Source organism: Paenibacillus sp. 11B (assembly GCF_030487755.1).
Taxonomy (GTDB): domain Bacteria; phylum Bacillota; class Bacilli; order Paenibacillales; family Paenibacillaceae; genus Paenibacillus; species Paenibacillus vandeheii.
Genome location: NZ_JAUKNS010000004.1, coordinates 1,130,919 through 1,149,351, shown reverse-complemented (window position 1 = coordinate 1,149,351; position 18,433 = coordinate 1,130,919). Strand labels below are relative to the sequence as shown.

Below are 18,433 nucleotides of genomic sequence, written 5' to 3'. Positions count from 1 at the left end.
TGAAATTAATATGGCGTCCTGAGGGGCGCAATTTTAAAATAGAGCAAGGAGAGATAACCATGATTAGTGATACGATTACAGCGATATCAACAGCTGTCGGAGAAGCGGGTATCGCTGTAATCCGGGTAAGCGGCCCGGATGCAGTGACGGAGACGGAGAAGATTTTTCGCAGCAAAACCCCACTAACGCAGGCAGCATCCCACACGGTTCATTACGGTCATATTATAGATCCAGGCACTAGCGAGAAGATTGAGGAAGTATTGGTTACAGTGATGCGGGCGCCACGTTCTTTCACAACAGAAGATGTCGTGGAGATTAGCGCCCATGGCGGAGTAGTTTCGGTTAAGCGCGTTATGGATCTGTTGTTGCAGCTCGATATTCGTCTTGCTGAACCCGGCGAGTTCACGAAGCGTGCTTTTCTCAATGGACGGATTGATCTGTCCCAGGCGGAAGGGGTCATGGATCTCATTCGTTCCAAATCTGATCGTGCCTTCTCGGTTGCACTCAAGCAAGTGGAGGGCAAATTGTCATCCAAGCTGCGCGATCTAAGATACACATTAGTCGAGACGCTTGCTCACATTGAAGTCAATATCGACTATCCCGAGCATGATGTAGAGTCACTAACCTCTGAATTTATTAAAGAAAAATCCAGTCAGGTGATGACTGAAATTGATAAATTGCTGGTAACTGCAGAGCAAGGTAAGATACTGCGGGAAGGGATTACAACCGCTATCGTAGGCCGTCCAAACGTAGGGAAATCTTCTTTGCTCAATACGTTGGCCCAGGACAATCGCGCAATTGTAACGGATATTCCGGGTACAACGCGTGACGTTATTGAGGAGTTTGTTACGATTAACAATATACCGCTCAAGCTGCTCGATACGGCAGGTATTCGGGAAACGATGGATGTCGTGGAGAAGATCGGCGTGGAGCGTTCCCGGTCTGCTGTGAACGAGGCGGATCTGTTATTGATGGTTATCAATGCTGCCGAGCCGCTGCACCCGGACGAGATTGAATTATTGGAACAAATACGCGGTAGACAATCCATTATTATTATGAATAAAATGGACTTAGCGCCGCAGGCGGACCGCGATGTGCTGCTTCGTTACATCCCCAAGGAACGGATTGTTCCGATGTCGGTGAAAGATGATCTGGGCGTGGACCGATTGGAAGATGCCATCTCAACGTTGTTCTTCAGTGGCAAGCTGGAATCGGCCGATCTGACATATGTCAGCAATGTGCGTCATATTGCTTTGCTCAAAAAAGCGAAGCAGTCGCTCATTGATGCTTATGAGGCGGCAGAGCAGCTGATACCTATTGATATGATTCAGATTGATGTTCGTCTGGCATGGGAGCAGTTGGGTGAAATCGTGGGCGATACAGCGCATGATGCATTAATTGATCAGATTTTCTCTCAATTCTGCCTTGGAAAATAACCCGGGGTAAACATACCGGCTCTGAAAAGTAGTATGATAATAAAGTCCATCTGTGGGTGGTCAAAGAATCCGCGAAAATGTCTGAAGTACGTATAGACTTGATGGCTTAATATAGATCGAAATGCATTCCGTGGCGTATGGATCGTGTTTCGTGATTTTTACAAAAAATTGATCGTATGCATGAATTTAGGCGTGCAGCGGCAAAAAGGAGGTAAACTGGAATGGCTTTTGATGGCGGAAGTTATGATGTAATCGTCGTTGGGGCAGGACACGCTGGTGTGGAATCGGCACTGGCTGCAGCTCGTATGGGCTCTAAAACGCTAATGATTACAATCAATCTGGATATGGTGGCCTTCATGCCTTGTAACCCATCTATTGGGGGACCGGCAAAAGGACATGTGGTACGTGAGATTGATGCACTCGGTGGAGAGATGGGACGGAATATTGATAAGACCTTTATTCAGATGCGAATGCTCAACACAGGTAAAGGACCTGCTGTTCATGCGCTTCGTGCTCAGGCCGATAAATTCTCTTATCAGCATACGATGAAAGAAACGATGGAGAATGAACGCAACCTGACGATGCGTCAAGGCATGGTTGATCGCCTGATCGTTGAAGACGGACAGTGCGTAGGTGTAGTTACTCAGACGGGTACAGAGTATCGGGCCAAAGCTGTTGTTCTGACAACAGGTACGTATCTGCGCGGTAAAGTAATTATGGGTGAGTTGATGTATGAGAGTGGTCCGAACAATCAACAGCCTTCACTTAAGTTATCCGAACATCTGCGTGAGCTTGGTTTCGACCTGGTTCGTTTTAAAACAGGTACTCCACCACGTGTGCATAAGGATACGATTGATTTTAGCAAAACGGAAATTCAGCCTGGCGATGACAAGCCAAAATTCTTTTCCTATGAAACGGAATCTTCCGATAACGAGCAGCTGCCTTGCTGGTTGACATATACGTCTGTGGAAACACACCAAATTATTAACGATAATCTTCACCGTGCACCTATGTTTTCGGGGGTTATTGAAGGTACCGGACCACGTTATTGTCCATCGATCGAGGATAAAATTGTGCGTTTCAGCGATAAGCCGAAGCATCAGATTTTCCTGGAGCCAGAAGGCAAAAATACATCGGAATACTACGTACAGGGTCTGTCCACCAGTCTACCTGAGGATGTTCAATTGGCGGTGTTGCGTTCTATCCCGGGTATGGAAAAAGTAGAAATGATGCGTAACGGTTACGCCATTGAATATGATGCGATGGTGCCTACACAGCTGTGGCCTTCACTGGAAACAAAACGTCTGCCAGGTTTGTTCACAGCAGGGCAAATTAATGGTACCTCCGGGTATGAAGAAGCGGCAGGACAAGGCGTGATGGCCGGCATCAACGCAGCGCGTAAAGTACAGGGTAAAGAGCCTGTCGTACTTGATCGCTCCCAAGGGTACATTGGTGTACTGATTGATGATCTCGTAACCAAAGGTACGAATGAACCTTATCGTCTGCTGACTTCCCGTGCAGAATACCGTTTGTTGCTTCGTCATGATAATGCAGATATGCGTTTGACGGAAATAGGCCATGATATTGGATTGATTCCTGAAGAGCGTTACGCCAAATTCTTGGATAAAAAAGCTAAGGTTGAGCAGGAAGTGGCTCGTCTGAAAGCAGCCAAAGTTCGTCCTGTCGAAGTAAATCCGAAGCTGGAAGAGATCGGCTCTACACCGATTCAGGATGGCAGTACACTTCTGACATTGATGCGTCGCCCAGAGATCGGGTATGACTGGATTGAGCAGATCTCACCGTCTGAGGTGGAGCTGACTGCTGACATGAAAGAGCAAGTGGAAATTCAAATTAAATATGCGGGTTATATTGAGAAACAATTGATCCACGTGGAACGTTTGCAAAAAATGGAGAAAAAGAAAATTCCGGATACGATTATATATGACGAAATTCATGGCCTTGCCATGGAAGCAAAGCAGAAACTCTCTACAATTCGTCCAATCTCGATCGGGCAGGCATCCCGTATTGCCGGGGTTACTCCTGCCGATATCTCCATTCTGCTGGTTTACCTGGAGCATTATAACCGTGTAACCGCAGCAAGGGGACAATAATGGACGATATTCAACAGCAGCTACAACGACGCCTGAAGAAACATGGATTGGAGCTGGATGAACGCCAGCTGGATCAATTCGAGTTGTATTTTCAGGAGCTGGTAGCTTGGAATGAAAAGATGAATCTAACCGGCATTACCGAACGTGAGCAAGTATATACCAAGCATTTCTATGATTCGGTATCGTTGGCGTTTTATACTGATATGTCGAAGGTAAACAAACTTGCAGACATTGGTTCAGGGGCAGGGTTCCCTGGACTACCACTTAAAATTTGTTTTCCGCATATCAAGCTGACCATCATTGATTCGCTGAATAAACGTATTGGCTTCTTGCAGCATGTTGTGGATACGCTCGGCTTAACGGATGTGGAACTGATTCACGGGCGTGCGGAGGAGCTTGGACGCAAAGAAGGATATCGTGACAGCTATGACCTTGTTACTGCTCGTGCAGTTGCTAAGCTAGCGGTGCTTAACGAATTCTGTCTGCCATTTGTTCGCAAAAGTGGAATATTCGCTGCAATGAAGGGCGGGGACCCGCGCGAAGAAATGAAGGAAGCCGAGTTCAGCTTTAACCAACTGAAAGGACGGGTAAAAGCAGTTCATCCTTTCCAGCTACCCGTTGAAGAATCGGCACGTCATATCATTCTGATTCAGAAGTTTGATAAGACACCATATAAATATCCGCGTAAACCAGGAACACCACTAAAGACACCTTTAGTATAGTTTTGTTATAGGTTCAACTGTTTTTAGTTGGAAAAGTTCTTTATGCAACATCGTTTGTGTGTAAAAGGTAAGATGATATTTGCTCGGTTTCTTAACGAAGAATGTAGATAAGGGAAAGAGGATGTTTCACGTGAAACATCCTCTTTTTGTGTTTTGATTTATTAATCTATGAGTTGATCTGTTCTACATCTCCATTTCCATTACATAATTAGAGAAAAGTAAATTAAAAGATTCATTTCGGCGAGTGCTGCTTGTAGGAGAAAGGCAGAGGATTTTACAGGGAGTCAAGCAAGCGCAAACTTGTTCTGCCCCGGAAGCTGTCTTTTGAAAATTCAATTTCAAGTGGTACTGAACCAGTACACAATTGTAGCTACTAGAAGCCGGTGCTGTGTGTCGAGATCTTCCATATCTTATTGTGTATAAGCAGTCATATTGCTAATGTTCATGAAGAAAAAGCAGGAGAATTAGAAGAGTTTAAAGAATAGGTAAACATAGGATTATGGAAGAAAAGATGATAGAATAGAAGTAGCCGATCCTGGATTACAGAGATCATAGATTATATGTATAGATAGATTTTCTAGCAATACGGACTAGGATACAGAAAGCGTCATGAAAGGCAAAACTTATTCGAAGAACGACAGCATTTGAAAGGGTCGCGTTTTGAATAAGAAGCACCTGCAACTCTGCGGGAGCTATTACGAAACTAGGTGGTAATATACGGAATGAAAGAACAATTTTCGAAGTTGTTTGGTTTGGCGGAGCGCAATAACGGAGATGAGATTAAACAAATTCCGGTCAACGAAATTGTGAGCAGCCCATATCAGCCCCGTACTATCTTTGATGATGATAAAATTGATGAGTTGTTGCAGACGATCAAGACACATGGAGTTATACAACCGATTGTCGTCCGCGTACGAAATGGATCATATGAGATTATCGCTGGGGAACGTCGCTGGCGTGCAGTTCGGAAACTTGGCTTGGATCATATTCCGGCCATTGTACGTGAATTCAACGACTCTCAGGCAGCGTCCATCGCATTGATTGAAAACCTGCAGCGTGAGGGACTCACTTCAATTGAAGAGGCTGTTGCTTATCAGAAATTGATTGACCTGCACCAACTTACACAGGAAAGTCTTGCGCAGCGATTAGGCAAAAGCCAATCGACGATCGCCAACAAAATCCGATTGTTACAGCTTCCGGATGGTATTAAGGCAGCGCTGATGGAACGTAAAATTTCGGAGCGCCATGCCAGAGCGTTACTTTCATTGGATACGGAAGAGTTGCAAATGAAATTACTCGGCGAGATTATCGATAAAGAGTTGAATGTAAAACAAACGGAAGCGAGAGTTGCCTTTTACAAGGAATCCTCGAAGATCAAAAAATCCAAACGTATCTCATTCACGAAGGATGTCAGACTCGCACTTAATACGATTCGTCAATCCATTGATATGGTATCGGGCTCCGGTCTGGACATCAAAACCAAGGAAGCAGACCATGAGGACCATTACGAGATCGTTATCCATATTCCGAAACGCAAATAATTGAAGCTTCAGGCGGCAATGGGCCGCTTTTTCTGTCTATAAAGTTGAGTGTGGCATGAACAGCGTAGAATATAGCAGCATAAGAAGGAACGGTAGTTGAGGTTTTGTGGATGGTAGCCACCTGCTTTTTGTTAACTGTAGCTCACAACCTACAAGAAAAGACTCCTATTTTATTTGAGGTGAAGGTATTGTCTAAGATTATGGCCGTAGCAAATCAAAAGGGCGGTGTGGGGAAAACGACGACATCTGTTAACTTGGGTGCAGGACTGGCTTCGCTCGGGAAAAGAGTATTGCTTGTCGATATTGACCCCCAGGGGAACACAACCAGCGGAGTCGGAATCAACAAAGCAGACGTGGCCAATTGTATATATGATGTCATCATTAATGAGGTTCCTCCACAGGAAGCCATTGTGGAAACTCAGATTGAAGGCCTTCATATCATACCTGCAACGATTCAGCTTGCCGGAGCCGAGATTGAGCTGGTATCCACGATATCACGGGAAGTTCGCCTGAAAAAATCACTCGCCATGGTGAAAAAAAACTATGACTACATACTGATCGATTGCCCACCCTCCCTTGGGATGTTGACGATCAACTCGTTGACAGCTTCCGATTCGGTGATCATTCCGATTCAGTGTGAGTATTATGCGCTCGAAGGATTGAGCCAGTTGCTCAACACGGTTCGTTTGGTGCAGAAACATCTGAATACCTCGTTGCAGATTGAAGGGGTGTTATTGACGATGTTTGATGCACGTACGAATCTGGGCATTCAAGTGATTGAAGAAGTGAAGAAGTATTTTCAACAAAAGGTGTATCAGACCATTATTCCGCGCAATGTGCGGCTTAGTGAAGCACCATCACATGGTCAGTCCATCATTACGTATGATCCTCGATCCCGAGGGGCTGAAGTGTATTTAGAGCTCGCAAAGGAAGTGATTTCTTATGAGTAAGCGGCTTGGAAAAGGTCTTGATGCCCTCATTCCTTCGCTTTCAATTAATGACGATGATAAAGTCGTAGAAATCCCGATTAGTCAGCTGCGGGCGAACCCTTACCAACCTCGTAAAGTATTCGATGAGGATGCAATACATGAACTAGCCGAATCAATTCGCCAACATGGTGTCATTCAGCCTATTATTGTACGTCCTGTTTTGAGAGGGTATGAGATCATTGCTGGTGAACGGCGTTTCAGAGCTTCCCAATATTGTGGTAATGCCACTGTGCCTGCCGTAGTTCGTAATTTCAGTGATCAGCAGGTTATGGAGATTGCTTTAATTGAGAACCTGCAGCGGGAGAATCTGAATGCGATGGAGGTTGCAGTTGCTTATCAGGGGCTGATGGAGCAATTCGGATTAACACAGGAGGAGCTCTCCGTAAAAGTGGGCAAATCACGTTCTCACATCGCAAACTTCCTGCGTTTGTTATCATTGCCGGAAGAAGTGAAGGATCATGTTTCACGTGGAACATTGTCAATGGGGCATGCACGTGCTATCGTCGGTGTTAAAGATGAGAGTCTTGTGAAACAGCTGGCAAAACAAACCATTGATCAGCAATGGAGTGTACGTGAGCTGGAAGAGGCTGTCCAACAATTGGATCGTTCTAAAACAGGTGAAGCGAAAGCCAAATCCAAGTTGAAGAAAAAAGATCCATTCATTGATACATTGGAAGAGTCTTTGCGCGAACGATTCAAAACAACGGTGAAAATTAAGCATAACAAAGATAAAGGCAAAATCGAGCTCAACTACTACAGTAAACAAGATCTGGAGCGACTGTTGGAACTGTTGCAGTAACAGTTGGGATTCCATGATTGATGAACAACATGCGGGGCTTTTTCATGTGATGACATATCGCCTCTGTACCATGGAGAAACGATATGTCATTGTTTGTTTTTAGGGAATCTATTCAAACAGAACAATCAATTAGGGACAGAGGTGGGTATGAGGTGGAGGGAGTTATCTATCTGGATCATGCAGCGACATCTTGGCCTAAACCACCTGCTGTCGGGGAAGCCATGATGAAGGCTCTGGATGTTGCAGGGGCCAACCCAGGCAGAGGCAGTCATCGGATGGCTGTACAGGCAAGCCGAGTTTTATTTGGTGCCAGAAAAGCGATATCCACTCTGTTGGGTGTTCGTAATGCTAACGATATCGCTTTGGGGTCGAATACGACAGAAGCTTTGAATTTGGCTATTCAAGGATGGTTAAGAGAAGGCGATCACGTTATTGCTACGATGGCTGAACATAATTCAGTAAGACGGCCCCTGGAGTACATGCGTAGATCTCATAATGTAGAGGTTGATTATGTGCCTGTTAATGCTGCCGGGCAGATCGATCTGGCCCAATTCGCTCGGTTGTTTCGTTCCAATACAAGATTAGTGGTCTGCACGCATAGTTCAAACCTGCTGGGCAGTATTCTACCCATTGGTGAAATTGCGCTGATGTGTCAAAAACATCAGGTGACTTTGCTTGTTGATGCTGCTCAAAGTGCTGGGATTCTGCCTGTGGATGTGAAGCAGCTCGGCATTGATATGCTGGCCTTTCCAGGACATAAAGGATTGTTGGGTCCGCAGGGAACGGGTGGTCTCTACATCGCTCCTGAACTGGATGTACAGCCCTTGCTTCACGGAGGGACAGGAAGCCAGTCTGAGGCGATTGAACAGCCGCATGTTCGTCCTGATCGCTATGAAGCGGGTACGCCAAATACAGTGGGTATAGCAGGTCTGGCAGCCGGAGTGCAGCATGTGCTTGAACTGACACCTGAAATCATATATAAACAAGAGTGGGATTTGACTCAGCATATGATGGATGGGTTATCATCAGTACAGGGGATTCGAATGCTTGGTCCTGAGCTTGGACAGCCGCGTACCGGTTTGTTATCTTTTACTGTTGAAGGATATGATTCGGCACAGCTCGCTTTTCAATTAGACCGAAATTATGGCATCGCTGTGCGTTCGGGCTTTCATTGCACACCTCTTGCCCATGAGTCGGCTGGGACAACGGCAAGTGGGGCTGTCAGAGCGAGCGTGGGATATAGCACATCTATAAATGATGTTAATGCCCTGATCGAAGCAATTATTGAATTAACAGCGAATTAACAGCGAATTAACAGCGTCCAATTCTGTATGAAGTATCCCTGATAAAACATGAATTATAATCGCTTGAATAAGCAAAATGCAAAAGAGGAAAGTAGCCCAAACGAATGATTAGCCCTAAGGGTTATCTGGTGAATAATAGGAGTAAGCTTTAGGGTTATATTAGAACGTTGGATGGTTTTAATTGGCAGAATGGATCGATGATTTGGAACACGTTTGATGCTACAAACGTTAACCTGAACAAACCAACAGAGGGGTAGTTGCACTACATGGCTGAATTAAATGGGCTGATTCTGGAACAGCTGATATGGATTATTGGCGGCATGGCAGTACTTATGGTGATTTTGCTTATTATAAGTATTGCTCAAGGCGCAAAGCTACGGAAGTTTAAACGGAAATATGAGGCCATGATGGCTGGCAGTGGAGTGGAGGATCTGGAGTCGCTGTTGATCAATCTGAAAATCCAGATGGACAGCATTGAGGATGAACACATGCTGCAAACGAATCAGTTACAGGTTGTGATGCAGAAGCTGACCCGCATTCAGGGTAAAGTGGGTGTGAAAAGGTATAACGCCTACGGAGAAAATGGCAGCGACCTGAGCTTCTCGATGGCGATGGTTAACGATAGCCAGGACGGTATGGTGCTTACGGGCATTTATAACCGTGATGGTTCCTATGTATATGCCAAACCTCTTAAAGGGGGAGAGTCCACGTATACACTTTCCCCTGAGGAAAAAGAAGCCATTACTCTGGCACAGCAAGCAGAGTAGAGCGGGTATGCCATTCGCGAATGGCGGAGTAAAGACTGCTGGATATAATCTCGGACATGCGCATGACGAGACTGAGACGTGTGTTTTGCAAAACAAAGTATTCCATAAAGCCGCCGACGTTAACGATACCTGTAAGATGGATATCGCCGACCGGCGGTAATTCTTTATTTACACCTGCTCCTGGTTTGAGCGGTCCACTCACGACCTGAATACATCCAACACTCGAAGACTGCCCGAGACAGGCATCAATTCCGATCACATAAGGGTTATGATGTGTGGTATGTATTTTGTGAAGAGTGTCCTGCAGGTTCATTGCGTGTACGGGTTCATCCAATGTGCCATAGAGATGGAATAGAGGGCTGTCCCACTTAGCAAGTGACGAGCCAACGAGCGGGCCAAGGCAGTCTCCGGTAGAGCGATCTGTACCGATACAGACGACAACTACATTTTGCAAAGAATGGGCTTTATAGAGATGGAACATTAAACGATGAATGATGGCAGAGTGAATGCCTGGATCTGTATGTGGGATTTTCAGGCTGGCCATGTCTTGAGATGAGAAGGAATGCGAAATGGGATTCATAGGATCTATCCTTTCCCTTGGAATAGTAGTAACAGTATATGGAAGGATAGAACGTTTTATACTTCGTGAGGACAAGCTTTTTCAAAGGGATGAATGTATCGTGAAAGGAGCCGCACATGGACGAGTGGATAGATGATTGGATGCTGATTGCTTTTGATTCCACCCAGCAGGCGCTGCGTGCAGAAATGCTGCTGGAGTTTGCCGAGATTGAGATCGACTTATTTCCTACCCCGAAAGAGATCACAGCGGGCTGTGCTCTATGTATTCAGTTTCCAAAAGAAGATCTGGAGCGAGTAAAACAGATCATTCGTAACGAATTTGTGGAGATCCGTGGCCTCTATTTCAAAACCGCTGACAGCTATGATAACATACCCATGTAGAGGAGGTTTGATCTATGTTGCCATTTAAGTTTGCTTCAGGGGGAAGTGAGTCTCCGAAGGAAGTCGTAAATAGTGCAGTTCGCTGGACAGATCAACTATGGAACAAAATCGCCGATGCAGACATGTGGTTTAATATAATGTTTAGCTCGATCCGCATCGTTATTATTTTCATTATTACGCGTATTGTGATCAAGATTGTATCACGTATTATAGATCGCACGATGGCACGAAAGCAGGAAGGCAAGATTCGCGTCAATCCGCGGCGATTTATAACGGTAGGAGAGTTGATGAAAAATGCGACCTCCATAACATGTAATTTCATTATGATTCTGTTACTGTTATCTGAGATCAATGTAAAAGTCGGACCATTGCTAGCAAGTGCGGGTGTGCTCGGACTGGCGATCGGTTTTGGTGCCCAAGGCTTGGTGAAGGATGTTATTACCGGTTTCTTCATTATATTGGAGGATCAGTTCGCAGTAGGCGATGTTATTCAAACAGGTACCTATAAAGGAACGGTTGAGGTCATTGGCCTGAGAACGACCAAGCTGGTTAGCTGGCAAGGTGAGGTGCACATTATTCCAAATGGTACGATTGCAAGTGTCACCAATTTCTCGATGTCGAATTCCCTTGCGGTAGTGGACATTCCCATGAAGGGTGAACAGAGCCTGGACGAGTCTGTACACTTGGTGAAACGAGCGTTGGCTGGGATTGAGGATCGCGATCTGAACATCGTTAAAATACCTGACGTGCTTGGTATTCAGTCGATGTCTACCTCGGAATATGTGGTTCGCATTGTTGCCGAGTGCCTGCCGAACTCCAGAGCCTCTGTAGAGCGCCAAATTCAGGGTGATGTGAAGAAAACACTGGAGTATCATGAGATGAGCAATCAGGCAGCGTTAGAGCAAGCAGCAGCTCAGGAGAAGGATGAGGGGGATGGCACAGGTGGAGCGTAAAATTTTCCAGCTTGGGGACGTTGTGCAGATGAAGAAGCAGCATCCATGTGGCAGCAATGAGATGGAGATTATCCGAATGGGCATGGATATTCGCATCAAGTGTGTAGGGTGTAAACACAGCGTACTAATTCCCAGAGCAAAATTCGAGAAAAACATGAAAAAGGTACTTCGTTCAACAGAGGATTCGACCGAATCCTAATGCAATAACAGTGCAATTTTCACTTGTTCTCTTGCCTGTAACACCGTTTACATGTAGGTGTGGCTTGGGTATTGCGTTCTGTAAATGATCATGCTATAATCATTATTGCTGCGGAAAGGTACCCAAGAGGCCCAAGGGGGCTGACTCGAAATCAGTTAGGCGTGTCACAGCGTGCGTGGGTTCGAATCCCACCCTTTCCGCCACTCATAGATCTTGCTTAATTAATGAAATTCACAATTTACTCAACGTGTGTTGAGTTCTATACATGCAAAAAGACCTTCCAACCTGGGAGGTCTTTTCATTTTCAATTTTGTTGTCGAACAATCATTTGTAATTGAAAAAACAAAGAGCCCCTAAGGGCTCTTCATTCGGCGATGCATTCGGTTTGTTAGGAAACAATCGGTCGTAACAATCAGAAACCAGGCGTATTGCGATTAACAATACTCGTGCTTCAGACATAGGCCTTACACACAACCATCGTGCTTCTTAAATTACGTGATGAATCTCCAACATTAAATGTTCGGCTTCGTTGTCCAACGGAACCACACCTCTCTCGTGCATCGCCTGAATGTATTATGTGCATTAGTTCGTTTTATATACAGCAGTCAGAAAAAAATCTTTACGATTAGTGAACGCGGGCCTTGGTAAGCTTCTTCCACTTACGATTCTGGTTGCTTGTTTCAGGGAAAGCTTCACCCTTTTGGAGGGTTACCCGTTTCGGGTTGTTAATCTCCGTATGAAAGCTTTTCTCACCAACTTCGGTGTATTCACCATCGTTTGGAGCTTTGTCTCCTGGTTCAAACTCGGTTTTTTCACCCATGATAAGACCTCCTTGGCATAATGGATTTCAATGTTGCTTCTGTAGTGTGCTCCATTGTAGTTATGATCATGTGTAATAAGAAGAGGGAACGTTTGCTTGCATTGAGACGTCATTTTTGTTATATTATTATAGTTCGAGTTTGTGCTCGTTCCTTGCTCTCAACGTAGATTGAGGGCCAGAGTCCATAAGGAGGTGAAAATTATGCGCAAATATGAAGTGATGTACATTATTCGTCCTGATGTTGAGCAAGAAGTTGTTCAAGCTACAGTCGATAAATTCCAAGGCATCATCTCCAACGGCGGTGGTGAAGTTACAGCTCACGACGTTATGGGTAAACGCCGTCTTGCGTATGAGATCAAGAAATTCCGTGATGGTGTTTATGTTCTGGTACACTTCACTGCTGAACCAGCAGTAGTTACTGAGCTTGAGCGTCTCATGAAGATTTCTGACGAAGTCATTCGTTATCTCATTACAAACGACGTTAAGTCTGCTTAAGACGACTCGTGATCAACGCACCAATACGCTCTGAAGGAGGGGATTACATTGTTGAACCGTGTCATTCTGATCGGCCGGTTAACCCGAGATCCTGAGTTGCGTTATACTCCAGCTGGAGTAGCAGTTACGCAATTTACTTTGGCAGTGGACAGACCGTTTACAAGCCAAGGGGGAGAACGGGAAGCGGATTTTATTCCGGTCGTAACCTGGAGACAGCTTGCTGAGACTTGTGCAAACTATTTGCGCAAAGGACGCCTAGCTGCAGTCGAAGGACGCATTCAAGTACGGAATTACGAAAATAACGAAGGAAAACGTGTATACGTGACCGAAGTCATTGCCGATAACGTCCGTTTCTTGGAGTCAGCTAACCGTGATAATAACGGTGGCGGCGGTGGGCAACCGATGCGTGAAGAGCCTTCTTACGGAGGCGGCGGGCGCGCGAACAATAACAATAATTCGCGTAGCAACAATCAGGATCCTTTTTCCGATGACGGAAAACCGATTGATATATCGGATGATGATTTGCCATTTTAACGTGAACCGACACTCTTAGAGTGATTGGTTAAACGATAGGAAAGGACTGAAAAGCATGGGCTTCAAGCAAAGAGAAGGCGGAGACAACGATAAAAGACCGGCACGTCGTGGCGGCCGTAATAAACGTCGTAAAGTGTGCTTCTTCACAGCCAACAAAATTACTCACATCGATTATAAAGATACGGACTTGCTTCGTAAATTTATCAGCGAACGTGGAAAAATTTTGCCACGCCGTGTAACAGGTACTAGCGCTAAATATCAACGCATGCTGACGATTGCCATCAAACGCTCCCGTCAAATCGCATTACTGCCATACACAACTGAGTAGTCTTACTCAGCATGGATACAAAGCAGTCGGCTTATAGCCGGCTGCTTTTTTGCATTCAAAAAATATTAGAGTTGTCTCTCCTTGGTGCTTGGGTTTAATAATGAGCTGCAACGGTGGAAGCAATTAAGACGTAAATGATTTATAATAGAGTCTATTATATCGCTGGTATCTCAGGTAGCATAAATATGAATGAATATAGATTCCACCATCAGGAGAGAGCATGAATACACCCAAACGTAAAGTAAAACAGAGACGCAAGAGTAGCCTGCGATTTTGGATCGTAGCTACGTTGTTGCTATCCATTATATATGTGTGGTTACAGCAAAAAGGAGACACCTATGATATATGGCCACGAACGAACGTGCAAGAATTGGTGCCGATTACAGGGCTTCACCCGGTAGTAGCTGAAAGTGAGAAGTTGTTAGTTCGAAAGGCGGCTAGACGAGGGATTGAAATTGTGATTACGCATGGTTTTCGCAGCAATGAAGAACAGGATGCTCTGTTTGATCAAGGACGTTCGATTGCCGGTAATATTGTGACCAATGCCCAAGGGGGAGAGTCCTATCACAATTACGGTTTGGCCATTGATTTTGCTTTGCGGACGCCTGAAGGAGATGTAGTCTGGGATATGGAACGTGATGATAACGGCAATGGGCAGGCGGACTGGATGGAAGTTGTAGAGCTTGCCAAAGAACTAGGGTTCACTTGGGGTGGAGACTGGGCTAACTTTCCGGATTACCCTCATCTGCAGATGGACTTTGGGTTAAGCATCAACGATCTGAAGCGTGGTAAAAGGCCTCCAGAAACACAATAAATACGGTATTATATATACATCTATATGTATAAATATTAGAAAAGCCTTGCATTTTGCAGGGTTTTTTGCTTGCTTTTGTAAAATAATTGATAAAAGATGACATTTTGTTCTTTACATAAGCGAATAAATGAAACTATACTATAATAACTAGAATTTTAACTTCAATCCTATAGCAATATCTAAATTATGCCTCTAACCGTACAAATTATGGTTAGAAATTAATTTCACTTCCAAACTGAAGATTTCCTCTACAAATCCCTCAAACCTAACATAATAGTTGGTTTTATCTATATTTCTAACACTTAACTACACATTACGTGTAATATTAATGTCACATATTTGGATATCCGGTTTTTCTAAAATTTAAACTCTGCCTTTCAAAGCATCCAACTAGCTCTAGAATTCGTTGATACATTCCCTTTAAAATATAACTAATACCCAAAACTGTAGTATAAAAAACATTTATACCATAAATCTCAAAATAAACATTGACGTCATCTAAATTTACACGTATGATTACATTAATTATTTGGCTTTATTATTCCGCTAGGAATTATCAGCATTAATTGACCATCGGTCTAAATAGCAGTATGAAAAATGGATTCTCCTAATGATTTGGTATTTTGTATACACTTTCGTTCGTTATCTTCAAGAACATGGAAATATACAGTGGATGCATTCTTCTACACAGAATACAGTCTGCAGAAATAGAAATTATGGGGTTAGGGTGATTGATTTGAATACAGAGCTATTGGAAGTCAGAAATCTAACTACATCATTCAGAATTGAAGATGACTATTATGCAGCAGTTGATCACGTTAACCTAACGGTTAAAAAAAATGAAGTATTGGCTATTGTGGGAGAGTCAGGCTCAGGCAAAAGTGCCTTTGCATTTTCAATTATGGGATTGCATAACAAAGCCAAAATTGATGGTGAGATTTTGTACAAAGGGCAGAATATAGCGAATATATCTCCCAACAAATTAAACAAACTCCGCGGTAAAGAAATGGGAATGATCTTTCAGGACCCACTTTCCGCACTAAATCCTCTGATGGTGATCGGTGAACAGATCGAAGAGATTCTGACACTGCATCAACCCAAGCTATCTTCGAAAGAAAAGAAAGACAAAGTAATTGATTTACTCAACCAAGTAGGGATTCCGCGTCCCGAACAATTATACAAGCAATATCCTCACGAACTATCGGGTGGTATGAGACAGAGAGTTGTTATCGCGATTGCGATTGCCAATAAACCTGAATTGTTGATTGCCGATGAACCAACGACAGCGCTTGACGTTACGATCCAACTACAAATTCTGGAGCTTATCCGCGAATTGAAGAACGAGATTAACGCAGGAATCATCCTGATCACGCATGATCTGGGAGTCGTTGCCGAGATGGCTGATCGCGTGGCAGTTATGTATGCAGGTGAAATTGTTGAGATCGCAGATATCTATACTCTAATGACCAATGCCAAGCATCCATATACACGGTCTCTACTAAACTCTATTCCTACCATTTCTGAAGAAAAATCGAAGCTTCATGTCATTCAAGGCATAGTTCCTTCACTGAAAAATCTTCCTCGCCAAGGGTGCCGATTCAAGGCTCGAATTCCATGGATAAGTGATTCGGCTCATGAAGAAAACCCACAGATGCATGAAATTGCACCAGGTCACTTTGTAAGGTGTACCTGTTATCAGCACTTTCATTTCCCTGATCAAGCTGAGGAGGAATAACATAATGGCATTACTCGAAGTAGAAGGACTAAAAATACACTTTCCGATTCGCGGAGGGCTGCTCAAGCGTGAGATTGGCAACATCAAAGCGGTTGATGATGTGAGCTTCTCCATTGAGCAAGGGAAAACGTACGGACTTGTAGGGGAGTCAGGCTCAGGCAAAACGACAACGGGGCGAGCCATTATTGGTCTCAACCATGTGACGGCTGGTAAAGTTCTTTTCAATGGAAAAGATCTGGCTACCGAGCGGCGTAAAGACCGTCAGCTACAGCGGGATGTGCAAATGATCTTCCAAGATCCGTACTCTTCGTTGAACCCCAAGAAACGGGTTATCGACATTATTGCTGAACCATTCCGCAATTATGAACGAATGACGGCTACGGAAGAGAAACGCCAGGTTCGAGACCTCCTGGAGAAGGTCGGATTGAGTCCAGAGTCGATCTATAAGTACCCTCATGAGTTTTCCGGAGGACAGCGGCAACGGATTGGCATCGCTCGTGCGATTGCATTAAAGCCTAAGCTGATCATCGCAGATGAGCCAGTATCCGCACTCGACGTATCCGTACAAGCTCAGGTGCTCAACTTCATGCAGGAAATACAAAAAGAGTTGAATCTGACTTATCTGTTCATCAGTCACGATCTCGGCATTATCCGTCATATGTGTGATCAGATCGGAATTATGTACAAAGGCCGATATGTGGAGCAAGGCACAACGGATGATATTTTTGAGAATCCACAACATATCTATACCAAGCGTTTACTTGCAGCCATTCCGGATATGGACCCAACCAAACGTGAAGAAATGGTAGCCTTCCGTCAGCAGGTCAAATCCGAGTATGAACATTCATACCGAAATTTCTTTGATGAGGAAGGGCTGGCATACTCGCTCCAATCCATTTCCGATACTCACCGAGTAGCTCTACCTCAGAAAGGTTGAAGACCATATGTGGAAAACGATAGTACGCAGAATTATCATTATGATTCCTCAGATCTTTTTGCTTAGCCTGTTGGTTTTTCTAATGGCTAAGGCGATGCCTGGGGATGCACTCACTGGATTACTCGATCCGAGTATTGATCCAAAAGCGTTGGAGGAACAGCGTGAAAGACTGGGATTAAATAATCCATGGTATGTACAGTATTGGGATTGGATCAAAAATGCTGCACAAGGCGATTTTGGACAATCTTTCCGATTCAAAATGCCTGTATCCGATTTGATTGGTCAGCGTGTTGCTAATACATTTTGGCTTGCACTGGCAACACTCATCATTACGTATCTGATTGCCATTCCACTTGGCATTATCAGTGGTCGTTACAACGATACTTGGTCTGATCGGTTGATCACAGGTTACACCTACTTGGGCTTTGCAGCCCCGTTGTTTATCTTCGCACTGGTGATGTTATGGATATTTGGATTTCATTTTGGCTGGTTCCCAACCGGGGGCAGCGTGGAACCTGGACTTACACCAGGTACATTCAGCTATATAACAAGCAAGTTTTATCATCTGTTATTACCATCACTATCCATGGCATTAATTGCAACGGTATCTACCGTCCAATACTTGCGTAGTGAAATTATTGATATCAAGCACAAAGAGTTCGTTCTTACTGCCAGAGCCAAGGGCGCCTCGGAATCTCGAATCTACAACAGGCATATTTTAAGAAATTCCCTGTTGCCGATCGCCGCATTTTTCGGTTATGAGATTACGGGACTTATCGGAGGTACCATCTTCATTGAGAGTATATTCAGTTATCCAGGTATGGGACAGTTGTTCCTGAATTCTATTTCTCTTCGGGATTTCAGTGTAGTAACTGCACTCGTCTTGTTATATGGAATAGCTACAATCCTGGGATCGTTGCTGTCTGACATTATTCTGGGTATTGTTGATCCGCGTATACGGATCAAGTAAGAACTTGAAGATTTCGGGG

20 protein-coding genes and 1 tRNA gene are annotated in these 18,433 nt (G+C 44.4%); 19 read left to right on the top strand and 2 right to left on the bottom strand.

Going from position 1 to position 18,433, the window contains the following annotated elements; genetic code table 11:
- Positions 1–59 precede the first annotated feature (59 nt).
- The 8 genes from mnmE (at position 60) to Q0V21_RS22035 (ending at position 9,669) form a co-directional block, all read left to right on the top strand.
- Positions 60–1,436 carry a tRNA uridine-5-carboxymethylaminomethyl(34) synthesis GTPase MnmE gene (gene mnmE, locus Q0V21_RS22070; RefSeq protein WP_301880615.1) on the top strand — a complete coding sequence of 459 codons (1,377 nt, stop codon included), beginning with the start codon at positions 60–62 and terminating at the stop codon, positions 1,434–1,436.
- A gap of 221 nt (positions 1,437–1,657) precedes the next feature.
- The gene (gene mnmG, locus Q0V21_RS22065) at positions 1,658–3,547 is read left to right on the top strand and encodes a tRNA uridine-5-carboxymethylaminomethyl(34) synthesis enzyme MnmG (protein WP_301880614.1); all 1,890 of its coding nucleotides are present in this window, start codon (positions 1,658–1,660) and stop codon (positions 3,545–3,547) included.
- Positions 3,547–4,269: a 16S rRNA (guanine(527)-N(7))-methyltransferase RsmG gene (rsmG, locus tag Q0V21_RS22060; RefSeq protein WP_301880613.1), complete on the top strand. Its 723-nt coding sequence runs from the start codon at positions 3,547–3,549 to the stop codon at positions 4,267–4,269. The genes mnmG and rsmG overlap by 1 nt, the downstream gene beginning before the upstream one ends.
- A 722-nt stretch (positions 4,270–4,991) precedes the next feature.
- Complete coding sequence (gene noc, locus Q0V21_RS22055; protein WP_301880612.1) at positions 4,992–5,810, top strand: nucleoid occlusion protein; 819 nt, start codon at positions 4,992–4,994, stop codon at positions 5,808–5,810.
- Between the two features lie 188 nt (positions 5,811–5,998).
- A complete protein-coding gene (locus tag Q0V21_RS22050; protein ID WP_024629525.1) occupies positions 5,999–6,760 on the top strand; it encodes a ParA family protein in 762 nt (253 codons plus the stop codon).
- Positions 6,753–7,598 (top strand): ParB/RepB/Spo0J family partition protein, encoded by an 846-nt coding sequence (locus Q0V21_RS22045; protein WP_301880611.1) that lies wholly within the window; start codon positions 6,753–6,755, stop codon positions 7,596–7,598. The genes Q0V21_RS22050 and Q0V21_RS22045 overlap by 8 nt, the downstream gene beginning before the upstream one ends.
- A gap of 152 nt (positions 7,599–7,750) precedes the next feature.
- The gene (locus Q0V21_RS22040) at positions 7,751–8,902 is read left to right on the top strand and encodes an aminotransferase class V-fold PLP-dependent enzyme (protein WP_301880610.1); all 1,152 of its coding nucleotides are present in this window, start codon (positions 7,751–7,753) and stop codon (positions 8,900–8,902) included.
- 266 nt (positions 8,903–9,168) lie between these two features.
- Positions 9,169–9,669 (top strand): DUF4446 family protein, encoded by a 501-nt coding sequence (locus Q0V21_RS22035; RefSeq protein ID WP_024629528.1) that lies wholly within the window; start codon positions 9,169–9,171, stop codon positions 9,667–9,669.
- On the opposite strand, the gene yyaC is transcribed toward Q0V21_RS22035, so the two are convergent.
- Positions 9,644–10,249, bottom strand: a complete 606-nt coding sequence (yyaC, locus tag Q0V21_RS22030; protein WP_301880609.1) for a spore protease YyaC — start codon at positions 10,247–10,249, stop codon at positions 9,644–9,646. The two genes, Q0V21_RS22035 and yyaC, sit on opposite strands and share 26 nt — an antisense overlap.
- Before the next feature lie 116 nt (positions 10,250–10,365).
- Between yyaC and Q0V21_RS22025 the strand changes: the two genes are divergently transcribed.
- The 4 genes from Q0V21_RS22025 (at position 10,366) to Q0V21_RS22010 (ending at position 11,984) form a co-directional block, all read left to right on the top strand.
- Complete coding sequence (locus Q0V21_RS22025) at positions 10,366–10,629, top strand: putative Se/S carrier protein (RefSeq protein WP_029880815.1); 264 nt, start codon at positions 10,366–10,368, stop codon at positions 10,627–10,629.
- Positions 10,630–10,643: 14 nt separating this feature from the next.
- Positions 10,644–11,582, top strand: a complete 939-nt coding sequence (locus tag Q0V21_RS22020; RefSeq protein ID WP_301880608.1) for a mechanosensitive ion channel family protein — start codon at positions 10,644–10,646, stop codon at positions 11,580–11,582.
- Positions 11,572–11,781 carry a DUF951 domain-containing protein gene (locus tag Q0V21_RS22015; RefSeq protein ID WP_079348526.1) on the top strand — a complete coding sequence of 70 codons (210 nt, stop codon included), beginning with the start codon at positions 11,572–11,574 and terminating at the stop codon, positions 11,779–11,781. Before Q0V21_RS22020 ends, Q0V21_RS22015 begins: the two co-directional genes overlap by 11 nt.
- A gap of 112 nt (positions 11,782–11,893) precedes the next feature.
- Positions 11,894–11,984: transfer RNA gene (locus Q0V21_RS22010), tRNA-Ser, on the top strand.
- 422 nt (positions 11,985–12,406) lie between these two features.
- On the opposite strand, the gene Q0V21_RS22005 is transcribed toward Q0V21_RS22010, so the two are convergent.
- The gene (locus Q0V21_RS22005; RefSeq protein WP_024629533.1) at positions 12,407–12,601 is read right to left on the bottom strand and encodes a YjzC family protein; all 195 of its coding nucleotides are present in this window, start codon (positions 12,599–12,601) and stop codon (positions 12,407–12,409) included.
- Positions 12,602–12,802: 201 nt separating this feature from the next.
- On the opposite strand from Q0V21_RS22005, the gene rpsF reads away from it, so the two are divergent.
- The 7 genes from rpsF (at position 12,803) to opp4B (ending at position 18,414) form a co-directional block, all read left to right on the top strand.
- Positions 12,803–13,096, top strand: coding sequence for a 30S ribosomal protein S6 (rpsF, locus tag Q0V21_RS22000; protein WP_024629534.1), 294 nt, complete (start codon positions 12,803–12,805; stop codon positions 13,094–13,096).
- Between the two features lie 48 nt (positions 13,097–13,144).
- Entirely contained in the window at positions 13,145–13,630 is a 486-nt protein-coding gene (ssb, locus tag Q0V21_RS21995) for a single-stranded DNA-binding protein (RefSeq protein ID WP_024629535.1), read from the top strand.
- A gap of 55 nt (positions 13,631–13,685) precedes the next feature.
- The gene (rpsR, locus tag Q0V21_RS21990; protein ID WP_017691433.1) at positions 13,686–13,958 is read left to right on the top strand and encodes a 30S ribosomal protein S18; all 273 of its coding nucleotides are present in this window, start codon (positions 13,686–13,688) and stop codon (positions 13,956–13,958) included.
- Positions 13,959–14,178: 220 nt separating this feature from the next.
- Positions 14,179–14,772, top strand: a complete 594-nt coding sequence (locus tag Q0V21_RS21985; RefSeq protein ID WP_301880607.1) for a M15 family metallopeptidase — start codon at positions 14,179–14,181, stop codon at positions 14,770–14,772.
- A gap of 736 nt (positions 14,773–15,508) precedes the next feature.
- Complete coding sequence (locus Q0V21_RS21980) at positions 15,509–16,507, top strand: ABC transporter ATP-binding protein (protein ID WP_024629537.1); 999 nt, start codon at positions 15,509–15,511, stop codon at positions 16,505–16,507.
- Between the two features lie 4 nt (positions 16,508–16,511).
- Complete coding sequence (locus Q0V21_RS21975) at positions 16,512–17,444, top strand: ABC transporter ATP-binding protein (protein ID WP_024629538.1); 933 nt, start codon at positions 16,512–16,514, stop codon at positions 17,442–17,444.
- A 7-nt stretch (positions 17,445–17,451) separates the two neighbouring features.
- Positions 17,452–18,414: an oligopeptide ABC transporter permease gene (opp4B, locus tag Q0V21_RS21970; RefSeq protein ID WP_301880606.1), complete on the top strand. Its 963-nt coding sequence runs from the start codon at positions 17,452–17,454 to the stop codon at positions 18,412–18,414.
- Positions 18,415–18,433: the final 19 nt, after the last annotated feature.

What these genes read in the sequence shown, in the direction of transcription:
- Q0V21_RS22020 (WP_301880608.1), top strand. Translation starts at nt 10,644, where the DNA reads ATGTTGCCATTTAAGTTTGCTTCAGGGGGAAGTGAGTCTCCGAAGGAA.
- mnmG (WP_301880614.1), top strand. Translation starts at nt 1,658, where the DNA reads ATGGCTTTTGATGGCGGAAGTTATGATGTAATCGTCGTTGGGGCAGGA.
- Q0V21_RS22005 (WP_024629533.1), bottom strand. Translation starts at nt 12,601, where the DNA reads ATGGGTGAAAAAACCGAGTTTGAACCAGGAGACAAAGCTCCAAACGAT.
- yyaC (WP_301880609.1), bottom strand. Translation starts at nt 10,249, where the DNA reads ATGAATCCCATTTCGCATTCCTTCTCATCTCAAGACATGGCCAGCCTG.
- Q0V21_RS21975 (WP_024629538.1), top strand. Translation starts at nt 16,512, where the DNA reads ATGGCATTACTCGAAGTAGAAGGACTAAAAATACACTTTCCGATTCGC.
- opp4B (WP_301880606.1), top strand. Translation starts at nt 17,452, where the DNA reads ATGTGGAAAACGATAGTACGCAGAATTATCATTATGATTCCTCAGATC.
- Q0V21_RS22025 (WP_029880815.1), top strand. Translation starts at nt 10,366, where the DNA reads ATGGACGAGTGGATAGATGATTGGATGCTGATTGCTTTTGATTCCACC.
- noc (WP_301880612.1), top strand. Translation starts at nt 4,992, where the DNA reads ATGAAAGAACAATTTTCGAAGTTGTTTGGTTTGGCGGAGCGCAATAAC.
- rsmG (WP_301880613.1), top strand. Translation starts at nt 3,547, where the DNA reads ATGGACGATATTCAACAGCAGCTACAACGACGCCTGAAGAAACATGGA.
- Q0V21_RS21985 (WP_301880607.1), top strand. Translation starts at nt 14,179, where the DNA reads ATGAATACACCCAAACGTAAAGTAAAACAGAGACGCAAGAGTAGCCTG.
- Q0V21_RS22035 (WP_024629528.1), top strand. Translation starts at nt 9,169, where the DNA reads ATGGCTGAATTAAATGGGCTGATTCTGGAACAGCTGATATGGATTATT.
- rpsF (WP_024629534.1), top strand. Translation starts at nt 12,803, where the DNA reads ATGCGCAAATATGAAGTGATGTACATTATTCGTCCTGATGTTGAGCAA.
- mnmE (WP_301880615.1), top strand. Translation starts at nt 60, where the DNA reads ATGATTAGTGATACGATTACAGCGATATCAACAGCTGTCGGAGAAGCG.
- rpsR (WP_017691433.1), top strand. Translation starts at nt 13,686, where the DNA reads ATGGGCTTCAAGCAAAGAGAAGGCGGAGACAACGATAAAAGACCGGCA.
- Q0V21_RS22045 (WP_301880611.1), top strand. Translation starts at nt 6,753, where the DNA reads ATGAGTAAGCGGCTTGGAAAAGGTCTTGATGCCCTCATTCCTTCGCTT.